Annotated in this window: 14 protein-coding genes and 3 tRNA genes; 5 read left to right on the top strand and 12 right to left on the bottom strand. The window is 43.9% G+C overall.

Annotated features, from left to right (window positions below):
- The first annotated feature begins 128 nt into the window (after positions 1 to 128).
- From pstC to PGR14_RS06925, 3 genes are read left to right on the top strand one after another with little or no spacing between them, the layout of a single operon-like run.
- The gene (gene pstC, locus PGR14_RS06935; RefSeq protein ID WP_270223173.1) at positions 129 to 1,004 is read left to right on the top strand and encodes a phosphate ABC transporter permease subunit PstC; all 876 of its coding nucleotides are present in this window, start codon (positions 129 to 131) and stop codon (positions 1,002 to 1,004) included.
- A complete protein-coding gene (locus PGR14_RS06930; protein ID WP_270223172.1) occupies positions 994 to 1,827 on the top strand; it encodes a PstA family ABC transporter permease in 834 nt (277 codons plus the stop codon). The genes pstC and PGR14_RS06930 overlap by 11 nt, the downstream gene beginning before the upstream one ends.
- A gap of 1 nt (position 1,828) precedes the next feature.
- Positions 1,829 to 2,560 (top strand): phosphate ABC transporter ATP-binding protein, encoded by a 732-nt coding sequence (locus PGR14_RS06925; RefSeq protein WP_055247668.1) that lies wholly within the window; start codon positions 1,829 to 1,831, stop codon positions 2,558 to 2,560.
- Positions 2,561 to 2,643: 83 nt separating this feature from the next.
- Here PGR14_RS06925 and gatB read toward each other — a convergent pair whose 3' ends face one another.
- The 7 genes from gatB to PGR14_RS06890 form a co-directional block, all read right to left on the bottom strand.
- On the bottom strand, positions 2,644 to 4,077 hold the full coding sequence (gene gatB / locus PGR14_RS06920; protein WP_117557128.1) for an Asp-tRNA(Asn)/Glu-tRNA(Gln) amidotransferase subunit GatB: 1,434 nt from the start codon (positions 4,075 to 4,077) through the stop codon (positions 2,644 to 2,646).
- A complete protein-coding gene (gatA, locus tag PGR14_RS06915) occupies positions 4,078 to 5,568 on the bottom strand; it encodes an Asp-tRNA(Asn)/Glu-tRNA(Gln) amidotransferase subunit GatA (RefSeq protein ID WP_270223170.1) in 1,491 nt (496 codons plus the stop codon).
- A gap of 14 nt (positions 5,569 to 5,582) precedes the next feature.
- Positions 5,583 to 5,876: an Asp-tRNA(Asn)/Glu-tRNA(Gln) amidotransferase subunit GatC gene (gatC, locus tag PGR14_RS06910; RefSeq protein ID WP_008373126.1), complete on the bottom strand. Its 294-nt coding sequence runs from the start codon at positions 5,874 to 5,876 to the stop codon at positions 5,583 to 5,585.
- A gap of 14 nt (positions 5,877 to 5,890) precedes the next feature.
- The gene (locus PGR14_RS06905) at positions 5,891 to 7,075 is read right to left on the bottom strand and encodes a hypothetical protein (protein WP_270223169.1); all 1,185 of its coding nucleotides are present in this window, start codon (positions 7,073 to 7,075) and stop codon (positions 5,891 to 5,893) included.
- A gap of 64 nt (positions 7,076 to 7,139) precedes the next feature.
- Positions 7,140 to 8,471, bottom strand: coding sequence for an aspartate--tRNA(Asn) ligase (aspS, locus tag PGR14_RS06900; RefSeq protein ID WP_022220804.1), 1,332 nt, complete (start codon positions 8,469 to 8,471; stop codon positions 7,140 to 7,142).
- 478 nt (positions 8,472 to 8,949) lie between these two features.
- The gene (locus PGR14_RS06895; protein ID WP_055260803.1) at positions 8,950 to 10,218 is read right to left on the bottom strand and encodes a chloride channel protein; all 1,269 of its coding nucleotides are present in this window, start codon (positions 10,216 to 10,218) and stop codon (positions 8,950 to 8,952) included.
- 297 nt (positions 10,219 to 10,515) lie between these two features.
- Entirely contained in the window at positions 10,516 to 10,956 is a 441-nt protein-coding gene (locus PGR14_RS06890; RefSeq protein WP_055247657.1) for an Rrf2 family transcriptional regulator, read from the bottom strand.
- Between the two features lie 125 nt (positions 10,957 to 11,081).
- On the opposite strand from PGR14_RS06890, the gene PGR14_RS06885 reads away from it, so the two are divergent.
- Positions 11,082 to 11,858, top strand: a complete 777-nt coding sequence (locus PGR14_RS06885) for a 4Fe-4S binding protein (RefSeq protein ID WP_055247655.1) — start codon at positions 11,082 to 11,084, stop codon at positions 11,856 to 11,858.
- Between the two features lie 107 nt (positions 11,859 to 11,965).
- A complete protein-coding gene (locus PGR14_RS06880) occupies positions 11,966 to 12,529 on the top strand; it encodes a hypothetical protein (protein WP_055247653.1) in 564 nt (187 codons plus the stop codon).
- Positions 12,530 to 12,614: 85 nt separating this feature from the next.
- Here PGR14_RS06880 and PGR14_RS06875 read toward each other — a convergent pair whose 3' ends face one another.
- The 5 genes from PGR14_RS06875 to PGR14_RS06855 all read right to left on the bottom strand — a co-directional run bounded on the left by PGR14_RS06875 (position 12,615) and on the right by PGR14_RS06855 (position 16,149).
- Positions 12,615 to 13,580 carry a carbohydrate kinase family protein gene (locus PGR14_RS06875; protein WP_055247651.1) on the bottom strand — a complete coding sequence of 322 codons (966 nt, stop codon included), beginning with the start codon at positions 13,578 to 13,580 and terminating at the stop codon, positions 12,615 to 12,617.
- A 334-nt stretch (positions 13,581 to 13,914) separates the two neighbouring features.
- Entirely contained in the window at positions 13,915 to 15,591 is a 1,677-nt protein-coding gene (locus PGR14_RS06870; protein ID WP_070098904.1) for a M3 family oligoendopeptidase, read from the bottom strand.
- A 212-nt stretch (positions 15,592 to 15,803) separates the two neighbouring features.
- A tRNA-Pro gene (locus PGR14_RS06865) sits at positions 15,804 to 15,877 on the bottom strand.
- Between the two features lie 62 nt (positions 15,878 to 15,939).
- A tRNA-Gln gene (locus tag PGR14_RS06860) sits at positions 15,940 to 16,010 on the bottom strand.
- Positions 16,011 to 16,075: 65 nt separating this feature from the next.
- A tRNA-Pro gene (locus PGR14_RS06855) sits at positions 16,076 to 16,149 on the bottom strand.
- Positions 16,150 to 16,200: the final 51 nt, after the last annotated feature.

Here is a 16,200-nt window from a genome sequence, read left to right as displayed (position 1 = left end):
TATTGAAGGGGTGTGCAAAGACACACCCCTTTTTCTTGCTATATGTCGCTGGTTAATCCCAGGGGTCAATTTTGATTTGTATCCGGACAGCGCTGTCTGTCCTGCATCATACCTAGAAAGGATTTACTATGTTTAAGAAACTTTCAGATAAATTCAGCAAAGGAATCATTTATCTGGCTGCCTTTCTCGTAACGGCACTGATGGCAGTCATGATGATCCATATTGTGAAGGAAAGTATTCCTGCCATTTCACAGCTTGGAATCAAAATGTTCCTGCCTACCACCGAATGGCGCCCTGTCAGTCAGAAACCGCAGTACGGACTTTTACCTGCGATTGCCGGTACCCTTTATGTCTCAGCGATCGCAGTTGTCCTCGCACTCATCTTCGGCGTTGCCTGTGCCTGCTTTCTGGACTATTACCTTCCGAAAAAGGTGGCATCCTTATTCCTTGCGTTCATCGATCTGGTTGCAGGAATCCCGTCCGTCATCTTCGGATTTATCGGACTTACGGTTCTTGTAAAAGCCTTTGCCACCCACCTCCATATGGCAGCCGGTCAATGTATCCTGGCAGCCGGGATCGTGCTGGGGATCATGCTTTTACCATTCGTTATTTCCACCTGTCATGAATCTTTACAGACTGCACGAAAGACTTACGAGTTCAGTGCGATCACACTTGGATTCTCCAGAGAATTTACCCTGCTGCATTTTATTCTTCCGGCAATCCGGCCGGGAATCATTGCAGGTGCAATGATGGCATTCGGCCGCGCACTTGGCGAGACAATGGCAGTCATGATGGTAATCGGTAATTCCCCGATTTATCCCAAACTCCTTGGACGTGGTCAAACACTTCCTGCCCTCACCGCACTGGAAATGGGAAGTATTGAATACGGAAGCCTTCACCTCTCCGTACTTTACGTTGCAAACGCTGCGCTGCTTGTGATTCTTTTCATCGTACTCGGTATCAGCTATCTTCTGAAAAGGAGGCTTGCCACCCATGAGAACTAAACTGCAGAAATTTTTCACACGCCTGATTCTCAGTATACTCGGACTTTGCGTGATCGTTGTTACACTCTTCCTTTTCCTTTATGTCTTCTGGAAAGGGAAAAAAGTATTTAGCCTGTCCTTCCTTCTTGACAAGCCTGCCGGTGTTCCACTTGGAACTGCAGGCGGTATCTATCCGGCACTGATGGGTTCCATTTACCTTGGCGCACTTTCCGCACTGATCGGCGGTGTCCTTGGTATCGGCGCTGCCATTTATCTTGTATTTTACAGCACCGGAAAACGATTTTCCGTCCTTGTAAATATGGCGATCACCGGGCTTTCCGGAATCCCTTCGATCCTGTTCGGGCTGGTTGGATATACTCTTCTGATCTACCGTTTTGGACTTAACCGCAGCCTTCTTTGTTCGGCACTGTGTGTTGCAGCAATGATCATTCCTTTTGTTGCAATCCGAGCAGAAAAGATTCTGGAAGAGAAGGGGCGTGAATATATGAAGAACTCCCTAAGTCTCGGACTTTCCCGTGAGTATGCCCTCCGGAAAGTGATCCTTCCGGTCTGCTCTGTAGAGCTTCTCGGAACCGTTGCGCTTGGAATGGCATACGGCATGGGTGCCGTTGCACCGATTTTATACACCGGAGCTGTCATGCAGGCAGATGTTCCGCATTCTCTCTCCGATCCGTTCATGTCACTTCCATATCACCTGTATATCCTTGTGAACAACGGATTTTCTCTGGATTATGCTTATGGAACCGCATTTGTACTGATGCTCTTCCTGCTCATCATCCAGTTAATATGTAAATTTATCACCTATCTACGAAAGGACAACTGATATGCTGAATATAGAAAATCTAAAATGTGGATTTGGAAAACACGAAATTCTTCACGGAATCAGCCTGACGATCCCGAAAGGACAGATTACAGCCATCGTTGGTCAGTCCGGCTGCGGAAAAACAACTTTTCTGAAAACCCTGAACCGGATGGTAGAAGAAGAAGGCGGCTATCTCTCAGGAACAATTACTTTAGAAGGAACCGACATCAAATCTCTTCCGAAAGAAAAACTCAGAAGGCGTGTTGGCATGGTTTTCCAACAGCCGATCGCTTTCCCGCACAGTATCGAAAAGAATTTGTCTTATGTACTGAAATACCACGGTGTCCGTAATAAGAAAGAGATTGCTGAGAAAATTACAGAGTCTCTGCAGAAAGCAAAACTCTACGATGAGGTCAAAGATCAACTGAAAAAATCCGCCCTCAAATTATCCGGCGGTCAGAAGCAGCGTCTTGCTATCGCACGAAGCCTCTGTGCCGGTCCGGAGATCCTGCTCCTTGACGAGCCGTGCTCCGCACTGGATATGAAGAATACAATTGCAATCGAAGAAACGCTTTTGGAGTTGAAAGACCAGTATACTTTCGTCATCGTCACACATAATCTGGCTCAGGCAAAGCGAATTGCCGATCAGGTGATCTTCATGGATCATGGAGAAGTACTGGAAGTGACGGAAAAAGAGAAATTCTTTGAAAATCCGGCATCGGAACCGGCGAAAGAGCAGATACAGTATATGTAATAAAAAACGGGCAAATGTCTTTTCACATGACATTTACTCGTTTTTTTTATTTATTCCGCAAAGGATTTCTGTCAGTCTGATTTTTATTTCAGCATCTCTCTGAGCAGTTCATTAACCATACCCGGATTTGCTTTTCCTTTCATTGCCTTCATGATCTGTCCAACCAGTGCGCCAAGTGCTTTTTCTTTTCCACCCTTGAAATCTTCCACTGCCTTTGGATTCTTTGCAATCACTTCTTCCGCAAGTGTGCGGAGTGCACCTTCATCGTTGACGGTCTTCAGTCCGTGATCCTCTACATATTTTTCCGGATCCACATCCTCTGCAAATACCTTTTCAAATACCTCTTTTGCTACAGAACTGTTGATAGTTCCCGCGTCTGCAAGTTCGATCAGTTTTGCAAGGTTCTCCGGTGAAAATTTAATATCTGCCGGCTCCTGTCCGTTTTCATTTAACAGACGCATGGTTTCTACCATCAGCCAGTTGGACACTTTTTTCGGCTTGTTGCAGATTGCACAGGTCGCCTCAAAGAGATCTGCCATCTTCTTCGTTCCGGTAATGAGCTCCGCATCATAACGTGGAATATCATAATCTTTCTCATAACGTGCAAGTTTTTCATTTCTCAGCTCCGGCTGTTGGTCTTTGATCTTCTGGATCCATTCATCACTGATCACGATCGGCACCAGATCCGGTTCCGGGAAATAGCGATAGTCCTGCGCATCCTCTTTGGAACGCATCGCATAAGAATATTCTTTATTATCATCCCATCTTCTGGTTTCCTGAATAACTTTCTTTCCTTCTTCGATGAGTTCGATCTGTCTCTGTCTCTCTCCCTCGATCGCATGTGTAATCGCTTTAAAGGAGTTCAGGTTCTTCATCTCAGTACGTGTTCCAAACTCAGAAGCACCTACTTCACGAACCGAAAGATTGACGTCTGCTCGCATGGATCCTTCCTGAAGCTTACAGTCCGATGCTCCCAGATACTGGCAGATCATACGCAATTTTTCCAGATAAGCAATGACTTCATCTGCCGAACGCATATCCGGCTCCGATACAATCTCGATCAGCGGAACCCCACTTCGGTTATAATCGACTAAAGAGCAGTCCTCCCACTCATCATGGATCAGCTTTCCGGCATCCTCTTCCATATGCATCTCATGGATCCGGACTTTTTTCTTCTGTTCTCCGACTTCAATCTCTACATAACCGTCTCTCGCAATTGGCAGATAGAGCTGTGAAATCTGATAGTTCTGCGGGTTATCCGGATAGAAATAATTCTTACGATCGAATTTGCACACCTGTGTGATCTTACAGTTTGTCGCAAGTCCTACTGCCATCGCATATTCTACTACTTTTTTATTTAATACCGGAAGGGAGCCCGGCATACCGGTACATACCGGGCAAGTATGTGTATTCGGTGCGCCCCCGAATGCGGTACTGCATCCACAGAAAATTTTTGTCTTTGTTGCAAGTTCTACGTGAACCTCCAGACCGATTACGGTTTCATACTGCTTTGACATCTATGCTTCCCCCTTTCCGGCTGCTTCTGTTTTGTCGTACATAGATACCCATTTTTTCTCTGTCAGGCACTCATAGGTATAAGCTGCCTGAAAAAGCTTCTTCTCCTGGAAGCAGTCTCCGATGAGCTGCATTCCAACCGGAAGTCCTTTCGCATCCCGTCCAACCGGAATACTGATCCCCGGAAGTCCTGCCAGGTTGACGGAAATCGTATAAATGTCGCCCAGATACATTTTGATCGGATCACTTAAGGAAGCTCCAAGCTTCGGTGCTGTCGTCGGTGCTGCCGGCGCCAGGATCATATCATATTTTGCAAATGCACTGTCAAATGCCTTTTTAATCAATGCTTTTGTACGAAGTGCTTTCAGATAATAAGCATCATAATATCCGGAACTGAGTACGAAAGACCCAAGCATAATACGGCGCTTTACTTCCGGTCCGAAGCCCTCGGAGCGGGTCTTTTTGTACATCTGGTGAAGCTCTTCATAATCCTTTGTGCGGTATCCGTATTTCACACCGTCAAATCGGGACAGGTTGGAGCTTGCCTCTGCTGATGCGATGACATAATAAGCCGGAATCGCATATTTTACAAGTCCAAGATCAAATTCTTCAATCTCAGCTCCTGCATTTTTCAGAACCTCTGCGGCTTCCAGAATCGGTTTTTTCACTTCTTCGTCCAGACCTTCTCCAAAATAATCTTTTGGAATACCGATCTTCATCCCTTTTACATCGTTTACCAACGCACTTGTAAAATCCGTGTCCTGGCGTTCTACCGAAGTGCTGTCTTTTACATCATGGGATGCGATAGTCTCAAGAACCGTCGCACAGTCGGTTACGTCCCTTGCAACCGGTCCGATCTGGTCAAGAGATGATCCGTAAGCGATCAGTCCATAACGGGATACCGTTCCGTAGGTTGGCTTGATTCCAACGATTCCGCAGTAAGAACTTGGCTGACGGATCGATCCGCCGGTGTCAGATCCAAGAGCATATGGTACTTCCAGAGCCGCAACTGCCGCACAGGAGCCACCGGAAGATCCACCCGGTACATGCTCCAGATTCCACGGATTCTTTGTCTCTCCATAATAAGAAGTCTCAGTCGTGCTTCCCATCGCGAATTCATCCATATTAGTCTTTCCGATCACAACTGCACCTGCTTTTTCTAGGTTCAGAACTGCTTCTGCTGAAAATGTCGGTACAAAATTACTCAGAATTTTTGAACTGCAGGTGGTCGTCACACCTTCCGTACACATGTTATCCTTGATCGCAACCGGTACTCCTGCAAGCGGTCCGGTCAGTGTTCCGTCATCGATCAGCTTCTGCACTTCTTCCGCTCTTTTTAAGGCGGTTTCTTTTTGAAGTGATACAAAACTGTTGACTTCTTTTTCTACTTTATCAATCTGTGTGAAGCAGGCTTCCACTGCTTCTTTTACTGTAACTTCTTTTGCCTGAATCTTTTTTCCAAGTTCAACGGCAGTAAGACCTTTCAAATCCATCTTTCGATTTCCTCCTATGCGAATGTTCTAGGTACTTTGTAGCTCTGTTCTTTCTGCTGCGGCGCATTTGCCAGCATTGCTTCGTGATTGTCTCCATTTGTCACTACATCCTCACGGAATACATTATTTACCGGAAATACATGTGACATCGGTTCAATTCCTTCTGTATCCAGTTCATTCAGGGTATCAATATAATCAAGCATGGTTTCCATATCTTTCTTTGCCTGCTCTTTTTCTTCGTCAGAAAGCTCCAGCTTTGCCAGGATTCCAACGTATTCGATTGTTTCATCCGAAATCTTGTTTGCCATTGTACTCGTCCTTTCTAATAATAATTATCGTAAAAGCTTTCGTACTCCTCCGATTCAATCCACTCACTCGGTGTAAGTTCTACTGTAAGTCCTTCCAGATCAACTTCTGTTCCATCGATCAGGACAATATTTTTCAGCTCCTGTGGAAATCCCGACTCTTCATTACCGATCAGCATTCCCATATAATTTTCGTATCCGGCGCTTACTGTCACGTCATAATCAAAAATCCCAAAACCTTCCACACATTTCACATCATAGACACCTGCAGGTACGTCTTTTCCTACTGTAAATTTATCCGATACGGTTTTCGATTCTGTAAGCGGATTTGCAATTGCTGTCAGATTCATCTGTGCATTCTCTGCTGTCATGTGAAGCTCCAGTGTATCCTCTACTATCACATAACATCCCGGAAATACTTCAAAGTCACTGACTTCTTCTTCCGTATTATCGTAGTCATCACCAAAATTGTACTGCACCCAGATATTATTTTTGCTGTCTGTCAGCTCTACCTGACCACTTCCACTTTTGCAGGTCAGTGTATAGGTTCCCTGCGGAAAATGTACACCACCTTTATAAATTCCGGCTGTCAGGTCTGCTTCATAAAGTTCTCCTTCTTCCGGCATCACTTCCTGCAAATCACTATATGGATCTTCCTCGGTGTAGCTGTCACTGTCATCATAAGTATAGTCATCAAAATAATGCTGAACTTCATCGCTGATCGTTCCGCCAAGCTCACCTGCAAATGCTGCAATGATCACAAAGCCGATCAGAAACTTTCCAAGCTTCCTTTTCTTTTTTACCGGTCTGCTGCTTTGTTGCATTGAAGATGATGTATAACTGTAACTCTGTTTTCCTGTCTGGCTGTAGCTTGTGCCTGCGGTATTGTAGCTCGCATTTGCTGCAGAATATCCATTCCCCGCCGGATTTACTTTTCCTGCTGCCGCATTCTTTGACGCCTTTTTTGCAGCTGCTTTCTTTGCATTTTTATCTGCATTCTTCGCCTTACGCACATTTTCCCGAGTCATGGTCTTTCCTTCATACGGCTTTTCCGCTTCCGTATGTATATGTGTCAGCGATTCTTCATGACCGGAATTTCCAAGTGTCACATACTGATCGTCATTCTTTGAATTGTCAAGCCCACACTCTGTGCAGATATTTCCGTTTAATTTTCCTCCACATAAGGAACATCTTCGTCTCATTTTGACCTCCCCCGCTGCCTCTTGTCAGCTTCCTTTTTTACCTGCCAGCCAGGGATCTTCGTCTCTACGGAGTAAGTCTGCTTAAATCTCTCGGGAAGAGGGTTGTCTCACGGACGTTATCTTCACCAAGAAGCTGCATTGTCAGACGTTCCATTCCGATTCCAAGACCTCCATGCGGCGGCATACCATGTTTGAATGTATCCAGATAGGTCTCCAGTCCTTCTTCCGTCATTCCCCGCTTTGCAAGCTTTTCCATCAGCATATCGTAGTCATGGATTCTCTGTCCTCCGGTCGTGATCTCAAGTCCACGGAACAAAAGGTCAAAGCTGAGTGTGAATTTCTCATCCTGTGGATCGTCCATTGCATAGAACGGACGCTTCTTTGACGGATAGTAGGTTACAAATACAAAATCAGAATCCCATTCCTCTTTTGCGTACTGTCCGATCAGATGCTCTTCCTCTGGTTCCAGATCAAATGGATTGCGGATCTTACGTCCGTACTTTTCTGAAACCTTCTGCTTTGCCTCATCAAAACGGATTGCCGGAATTTTAGAGACATCCGGAAGTGTCACATCCAGGATTTTAAGTTCCTTCGCATAATCCTTTTTCAGAAGCTCCATCGTATACTGAAGGAAGCCCGTTTCCATCGCCATGATATCTTCAAAACTGTCGATATAACCCATTTCAAAATCCAGACTGGTATATTCGTTCAGATGACGCTTGGTGTTGTGTTTTTCTGCTCTGAATACCGGTCCTGTCTCAAATACTCTGTCAAAAACACCAACCATCATCTGTTTGTACAGCTGTGGACTCTGTTCCAGCACTGCCGGACGATGGAAATAATCCAGTCGGAAGAGGTTAGATCCTCCTTCTGCTCCTTTTGCTCCGATCTTCGGGGTATGAATTTCTGTAAAACCTTCTTTATACAGGAACTCTCTGAATCCTCTTACGATTCCTTCCTGAATTTTAAACTTCGCTCTTTCCCTTACGTTCCGAAGAGAAATGGAACGATAGTTCAGCTTCGCTTCCAGGGAAGTGTTCAGTTTCCACTTTGAAACAGCAAGTGGAAGGCTGTCTTTTGGCATACTGAGTACTTTTATCTCACTCAGACGGATTTCAATTCCGTTCGGTGCCTTCTCTGATTCGGTCAGTTTTCCTGTTACTTCTACTGTAGCGGCTTCTCTTAAATCTTTCAAGTTAAATTTTGTAACGCCTTCTTCGTATACACACTGGACCAGACCTTCCCGTTTTCTCAGAATCACGAAAGCGACTGTTCCCATGTCACGAATTGTATGAACGGCTCCATTTACCTTCACTTCTTCTCCAAGTCTTCCCTCTTCCAGTAATTCACTAAGTTCCAGCGTTTCTTTTTCTTTTACACCTGTCATAAATTCCATGTCACAATCCTCCTAAAATATGTTTTGCTTTTGTCAACTTCGTATTCCGGATTGTTTTTTGATGTACATGGCAATAAAAAAGCCCCGGAATACTTTTTCGTATTCCGGGACGGATAATCTGATGATCCGCGGTACCACCCGCATTGAATCCTTTGGGATTCCTCTCTTACATACGTAACGTGCATGAACCGTATTACCCTACTAAAGCACCTGTGCTTTCCATTCAGATAATCTGCTCCAGAGTGTTCCCTTCGCCTCATTCCTCAAACAGCGCTCTCAGTCGGTGACGCCGTATTCCTGTCAAGTTCCAGAAGCAAGAGTCTCTTTCATCGCTTTGCTTTACTAAATTATTTTTAGATACTAGCACACGTTCTTTACTTTTTCAAGTATTTTCTTCTATTTTTTAATTTTTTCTCGTTAATTGTCAGCTTTTTTGCTTTAAAATCATCAATTCACTTTGTTTCTTTTTGTTTTTTGATTATTTCGTATGTTTATCCACGTATTTATTCTCTGTTTTGGAATAAACAATTTTCTGTTCCTTATATAAGCTGTAATATCCGGAAAGCAGATAGCTTACCGCAACCACAATACAGTAAAACGGCATCCCGTTAAATCCAAACAACTCTGCTGCAATCAAAAGAGATGTGATTGGACTGTTTGTAACTGCACAAAAGACACCAACCATTCCACATGCCGCACAGATATCTGTCGGTGCTGCAAGGATCGTAGACATAAAAGAACCAAGTGTCGCCCCGATAAACAGTGACGGTACGATCTCCCCACCCTTGAATCCGGCGCAGAGCGTCAGTGCCGTAAACAGCATTTTCAGAAGGAACATCTGTGGCCCTGCCGTTTCTTTAAAGCTTGCCTGGATCACACCTGTTCCAAGCCCCAGATAGGCATCCGTTCTGAGTGCAAAATACAAAATGATCACTCCTGCTGCTCCTGCAACCACACGCACATACGGATTCGGAAACCATTTCTTCAGATAATGTTCCCCATTATGCAGCACAATACAGAACAGTGCTCCGGCAAGCGCACACGCAATTGCCAGAATGATCGCTTTGATCGAATCCACACTGTAAAAATTCGGAACCGATTCTACCAAATACGGCGGAGTAACGGTCCTCACTTTCAGAAGCAGCGCAATCCCTTGTGCGGCAAATGCAGAAAATACACATGGCACCAGCGCGGCATAATACATCACACCAACACTGATTACTTCCATTGGAAATACAACCGCCGCCATCGGTGTCCCGAAAAGTGCTGAAAATGCGGCACTCATACTTGCCAGAATGATGATCTTCTTGTCACTCTCATTCAAATGCAGATATTTCGCACATACATTTCCTACACTTGCTCCAAACTGAAGCGCTGCACCCTCTCGTCCGGAAGATCCTCCAAACAGATGTGTGATCGCTGTCGATATCAGGATCAGTGGTGTCACCCATCCCGGAACCTCTTCCTCATCCGACCGGACTACTGTCAGAACCAGGTTCGTTCCGGAGTTCTTCTCCTGCCCGGTAATTTTGTACAGCCAGACGATCAAAAGACCTCCTAGCGGTAGCCCAAGAATGATCATCGGATTTGCCTGTCTAAACGAAGTCACCCATACAATCGCATAGGAAAATCCGCTGGCGATCAGTCCGATGAAACTTCCGATCACCCCGGACAAAACGATCCATTTGAACAATGAACCATACAGATTTTTCCATGCTTCTCTCATTTCTTTTAATTTTTCATTCATCCTTTGTTCCTCGTACTCTTATTTTCTTAAAAAAAGAATGTACCTTGGCACATTCTCGCACCGAGTGCGTTGCTGAGCGCCAGTGGCGCTCGTTAAGCAACGACCGACGCGGAGCGTAGACCGCCTGCGACATCCTTCATCTTCCCGCGAGTGCGCATCCCCAGCACACGGTGCCTATTATTTAACAGGAAGTTCCTTCAGAATTTCCTGTTAAATAAAAAATGCTGTATACACATCCTTATTCCACTTTTTATTATAGAAAATTTTTCTTTTTTTGACAATTCCAACTGACAAAGATTATTTCTCTTTTTCTAGCTGCATATGATAATCCCAGATCATATCTGCAAGCGTAACTGTCTTCAGGCTGTCTTCCAATGCAGATTCAAATTTAGAATAGGAGTGTTGCAAAACTGCCCGGATGTTACGTCCAACTGGACACAATTTAGAAGCTTTGGTATGTACGTGAAATATATTTTTACAGAACTGCGGTTTCACGGCATTGCAGATTCTGTATACTGTAATTTCTTCCGGCGGCATATTTAAAGTCGTTCCACCGGTACCGTTTTTCACATTAAGGATTCCATCTTTTTTTAAAGCACTCATGATACTGCGTATCGCTACCGGATTCGTTCCCGTTGATAAAGCAATCTTTTCACTTGTGATCTTATCCGTCTCTCCAAATTCGCTGACCAGTATCAGACAATGGATTGCAAGCGATGCCCTTATTGATAACTGCATACTCTGACTTCCTCCTTTGATTTCATTTTAGCTTATCATATTTTTCTATAGGTGTAAATATTGACATTACATCTATGAAATGATAGTCTTGTTGTAAATTCAAAAATTACACCAAAGGAGAAAAAATGAAAACATATCCAGTTGTAGAAATTACATTTAGTCCTACCGGAGGGACCAAAAAAGTTGCAGACCAGATCAGCTGCTATCTGGGAAATATTACAAATACCGTGAATCTTATCCGGCACGATGTCAGCTTTTCAGATGTAACAGTCCCTTCTGATTCACTTGCTGTCATCGCAGCTCCTGTATTCGAAGGCGTTATTCCTGATATCGCCATTGAAAGGATGAAAGAGATACAAGGGAACCATGCAAATTGCGTAGTTATCGCTGTTTACGGAAACCGTGCATATGATGACGGTCTGATCCAGTTAAAAGATACCGCCGAGTTATGCGGTTTCAATGTTATCGCCTCCGTTGCAGCTGTTGCAGAACATTCTATCATGCGCCAATTCAGCAGTGGACGACCAGACGAAGAAGATAGCAAAGAGTTAAAGAAATTTGCAGAAGAAATACTCGAAAAACTTTCCTCTGACAAAGAATTGTCTACTGATTATTTCGTGCCTGGCAGTCATGAGTATAAACGCCTTGGCAACCTGAGTGTTGTTCCAAAAGCAAACGCTTCCTGCACTGGCTGTGGAAAATGTGCCGATGCCTGCCCAACAGGTGCAATCAATAAAAATAATATCCGAACCGGCGATAGCAGCAAATGTATCAGTTGTATGGGATGTATCGCCGCCTGTCCAAAAGGTATCCGGAAGCTAAACCCTGTCTTTTTGGCTGCCGCATCTCTGAAAATGAAAGATCTGTTATCTGGACGAAAGCCAAATGAGATTTTCTTATAATCCTCAGCAGACATTTCTTTCTCGCTGTCGATTGAAATTTTTATACGAAACTGGTATTCTATAAGAAAAGAAAATCGATCATTTTCATGATCGAAGGAGGTTAAGATATGTCTGAAATTTTAGCTTTCTCAGAATCTGCCGATTCTGATCCAAAGCTTTCTACAGAACCGGTTTCCGAATCCGGAGACATCCATACAGCCACTGATGTACCACCCAAAGAAACTCCAGCTCCGGAACCAGATTCCCCTGAAGCAGAAACCATTTCATCTGAGGAAAAAAAGAATACTTACACGGATTTTTCATCGGAAGATTTCAAATCTTCTGACGATTCCGAAAAAGATCCGTTTACCGGAGAAAAGAAAAGTTTCCACCACCACATTTTCCATACAGCAAAAGAACTGAACTATCTGCGTGAAAAATATATCCTGGAAAAAATTCCGGATGACCAGCTTCTTGAGTATCTGAAGCTTGAAGAAAAGCGTCATGAGCTCCAGGTGCAGGAACGCAACATCCGCGAAAAACGGATTATGAATGCCTTTATGCTGACAGTGATCCTTGCTGCAATTGTAGCTGTAGTATACAGTCTGCATGAGAATCCGACGGTACTCATCAGTATCCTGTATATTGGTGGAATCCTTGCAGGCATCCATGTCTGGAATAAGAAAAAATAAATATTATAACATGCACATAAGAACCTCTGCCGGACAAGATGTCAAGCAGAGGTTCTTCTCTTCTGTCTTACAACAGATTCCTTTTTTATACATTCTGGATAAAGTTCTTGATTTCTTCTCTGGTCGGCATAACCCGAAGTGCCCCTTTTCTTGTTGTGATCAGGGATGCTGCCGCATTTGCAAATGTGAGAAGCTCTTTTAAATTTTCTTCGGTCAGCTCTTCCATTCCATGCTCCAGAATATAATTCAGGGAATTGGCACAGAACGTATCTCCGGCGCCGGTTGTCTCGATCGTATGCTCCTGGACAAAGCCCGGAACTTCTACCCGGAGATCTTTATAATATGCACGGCTTCCGTCTTTTCCGAGGGTAATGAGTACCAACGGAATCTGATATTTTTCACGGATCAGTCTTGCTCCCTCATCATAATCCGTAGTTCCGAACAAAAATTCCACTTCATTATCTGAAATTTTCAGGATGTCACATTTGGAAAGTCCGTATTCGATCTCGGCTTTCGCCTCATCCAGTGATTTCCAGAGTGGCGGGCGGAGGTTCGGGTCAAAACTTACGATACATCCTGCTTCTTTTGCCACATCAATCGCATATCTGGTTGCTTCTCGCACGCCTTCATGGGTAGAGGAAAGTGTTCCGAAATGGAAAATCTTTGCCCCGCGGATCAGATCTTCGTCCACTTCTTCTTTTTTCAGCATCATATCTGCTCCCGGATTCCGGTAGAAAGAGAAATCTCTGTCACCGTCCGGATAAGTATGTACGAACGCAAGTGTGGTATGTACTTCTTCATCCATTACCAGATTCCGTGTATCAATTCCAACTTCTTCGACTGCAGTTTTCAGCTGTTCTCCGAACATATCTTTTCCGACTTTTCCGATAAATGCGGTCTTTTTCCCAAGCTTTTCAAGCATGGCGAGTACGTTGCATGGTGCGCCTCCCGGATTGGCTTCCAGAAGCGGATTGCCCTGTGCACTTGTTCCATTTTCTGTAAAATCAATTAGCAGTTCGCCTAAGGCGGTTACGTCATAGATCTTTTCCATATTCGATTCCTCTCTTTATAATCCTCTTGGATGCAAAGTTATAGGCTGCGAAGACGAATTACACAAAAGAACTGTTTCAAATTCAGTTGTGCAAACCATTCCGATAAACCTCTTAGGACGAAAATCGTGTTCAGCAGAGGCTTCCACGATTTTTGAGTTTCATCTCCATTGCACAAAATTAGAATTTGAAACAGTTCTTTTGCGCAATTCGTCCATCAAGGTTATCGATAATAATCTTCGATCCCATACTCTTATAAGCAAATTATACCTTGTCCCTCCAATACATGCAATAAGATTATGTAATCGATATCATGTTTTTTCAGTTTTCTTTCACTTAAATCAGGTTCAATTTTTTCAGAACGTTGTAGATGGTTCCTTCTTTGAATGGGTCGCTTAAGTTTCCGATTCTGAGGAGTTCGTGGTAGCCTTTGCTTCCGCCCTGACTGCAGAGGGCGTAGTAATCTTTCCATGCGCCTTCCAGGTCTTCCTGCATTTTTCCGTAGTATTCGAGGGCTCCTACACGGGATACGGCGTAATCAATATAATAGAACGGGCACATGAATAGGTGCTGTTTCTGCATCCAGAATCCGCCCTGTCCCAGGAATTCATTGCCATCATAATCTCTCCATGGGAGATAGATTTTTTCCAGTTCGTGCCATACTTTTCTTCTTTCCATTGCATCGGTCAGATTTTCAGCGTATACACGGTGCTGGAATTCATCTACGCATGCCATGTATGGCATTGCTTCCAGCGAATCCCACAGGTATGCTTTTTTCTGTTTTTCTGCATTTTCTCCGAAGAACAGATGCATCCACGGCAGTGTGAAATATTCCATCGCCATTGAATGGATCTCATTAATCTCTGCGGTACTGAATGTCTGCGATAATACCGGAATATTGCGTGACGCTGTGTATGCTTCAAAGGCATGTCCTGCTTCGTGGGTAAGGACATTGACATCTGCATTGGTTCCATTAAAGTTTGCAAAAATGAACGGTGCCTTATATTCTTCCATAAAGTCACAGTAGCCACCCTGCTGTTTTCCCTGCCTTCCTTCCAGATCAAACAGACAGTATTCCATCATAAAATCAAAGAATTCTCCTGTCTCTTTGGAAAGTTCATGATACATGGTTCTCGCCTTTTCCAGAAGTTCTTCTTCCGTTCCCTCCGGAACTGCATTTCCATCCGGATAGGTAAGACTTTCGTCATAATATTTTAATTCTTCGATACCGAGTCTATCTTTCTGTTCCTCATAAAGTTTCTGACAAAGCGGTACGATATGTTCCCGGATCTGCTTACGGAATATTGCTACATCTTCCGGCGTGTATTCAAATCTTTCCATCTTCTGATACATCATCTCGGCATATCCATTAAATCCAAGGTTCTTTGCCATCTGCTGACGGATTCCGATCAGTTCCGTATAAAGGGAATCCAGTTCATCCGAAATCGCTTTATACAGCTCTGCCCACTTTTCAAAAGCTTCTTTACGGATGCTTCTATCGGTATCTTCCATCATCTTTAACAGACCATAGAATCCTAGCTGTTCTCCGTGGAAATCTGTAACCGGTGCTGCTGCGACCTGGAAATATTTCTGGATCAGTTTGTTCTCCTGGATCTGCAGATCGGCATTACACGGATCGGTAAGCCGGACTTTGTTCTCTGCCTGTCTGGAATAAACTTCTCCAAACTCTTTTTCAAGCTCTGTTCTGTAAGAAGACTTCAGATAACTCTCATAGAACTTTTTCATTTCGACATCAATCTGTGGCTCGATCTCGAAAATATATTCCATCTCTTTTCGATAAAATTCATCATTGGTATCCTGGCTGTTGCGGATACTTGCCATGACGCGTGTCGTATTAAAGTGGCTGTTTGCATTCAGGATTGCGACAAATGCCTGATGCGCGCCTTCAAAATCTGCAGCCTCGTTAAAGTTCTTTGTTTCTTTCTGGATGGTCCGGATATACGCTTCCCCATCTGGACGTACATATTTCATCTCTGAAAATTTTTCCATCATCTTTTCCTTCTTTCCAATCTTTTTCCTCTGCCTGTCAGAATCATATTCTTTTCCCCAAAAGCAGCTCTATCCCGATTTTATCACAACTCATCCTGTGATTCCATCACCTTTTCGTACAATGTTACGAAAGAACAAAAATCTCTTCTGACACAGCCGGATTCTTCAATCCACATCTGCATCAAAAGAGATTCTTATCTTCAGACATACAAAAATCGGAGTGACAGGATTTGAACCTGCGACCTCTACGTCCCGAACGTAGCGCTCTACCAAACTGAGCCACACTCCGATAATAAATATATTGGATATTCCAAACGGAATATCCAACTTAAATCCTTATTCAATTAAAAACTACGGATAGAGGACTCGAACCTCTACTAACAGAGTCAGAGTCTGCTGTGCTGCCATTACACCAATCCGCATCAATCATCTGTTAATATCTGTCCATCGAAATGAACAAAACATTATAAATTTTCAGAAAACCAAATCGGAGTGACAGGATTTGAACCTGCGACCTCTACGTCCCGAACGTAGCGCTCTACCAAACTGAGCCACACTCCGATAACCGTACCGGACAACTAACTGTCCGGTTAAGTCCTTATTCAATTAAGG

Source organism: Coprococcus sp. AF99-45, from assembly GCF_027663865.1.
Taxonomy (GTDB): domain Bacteria; phylum Bacillota; class Clostridia; order Lachnospirales; family Lachnospiraceae; genus Allocoprococcus; species Allocoprococcus comes.
The sequence above is the reverse complement of the archived record's forward strand: the minus strand, read 5'-3'. Positions and strand labels throughout refer to the sequence as shown.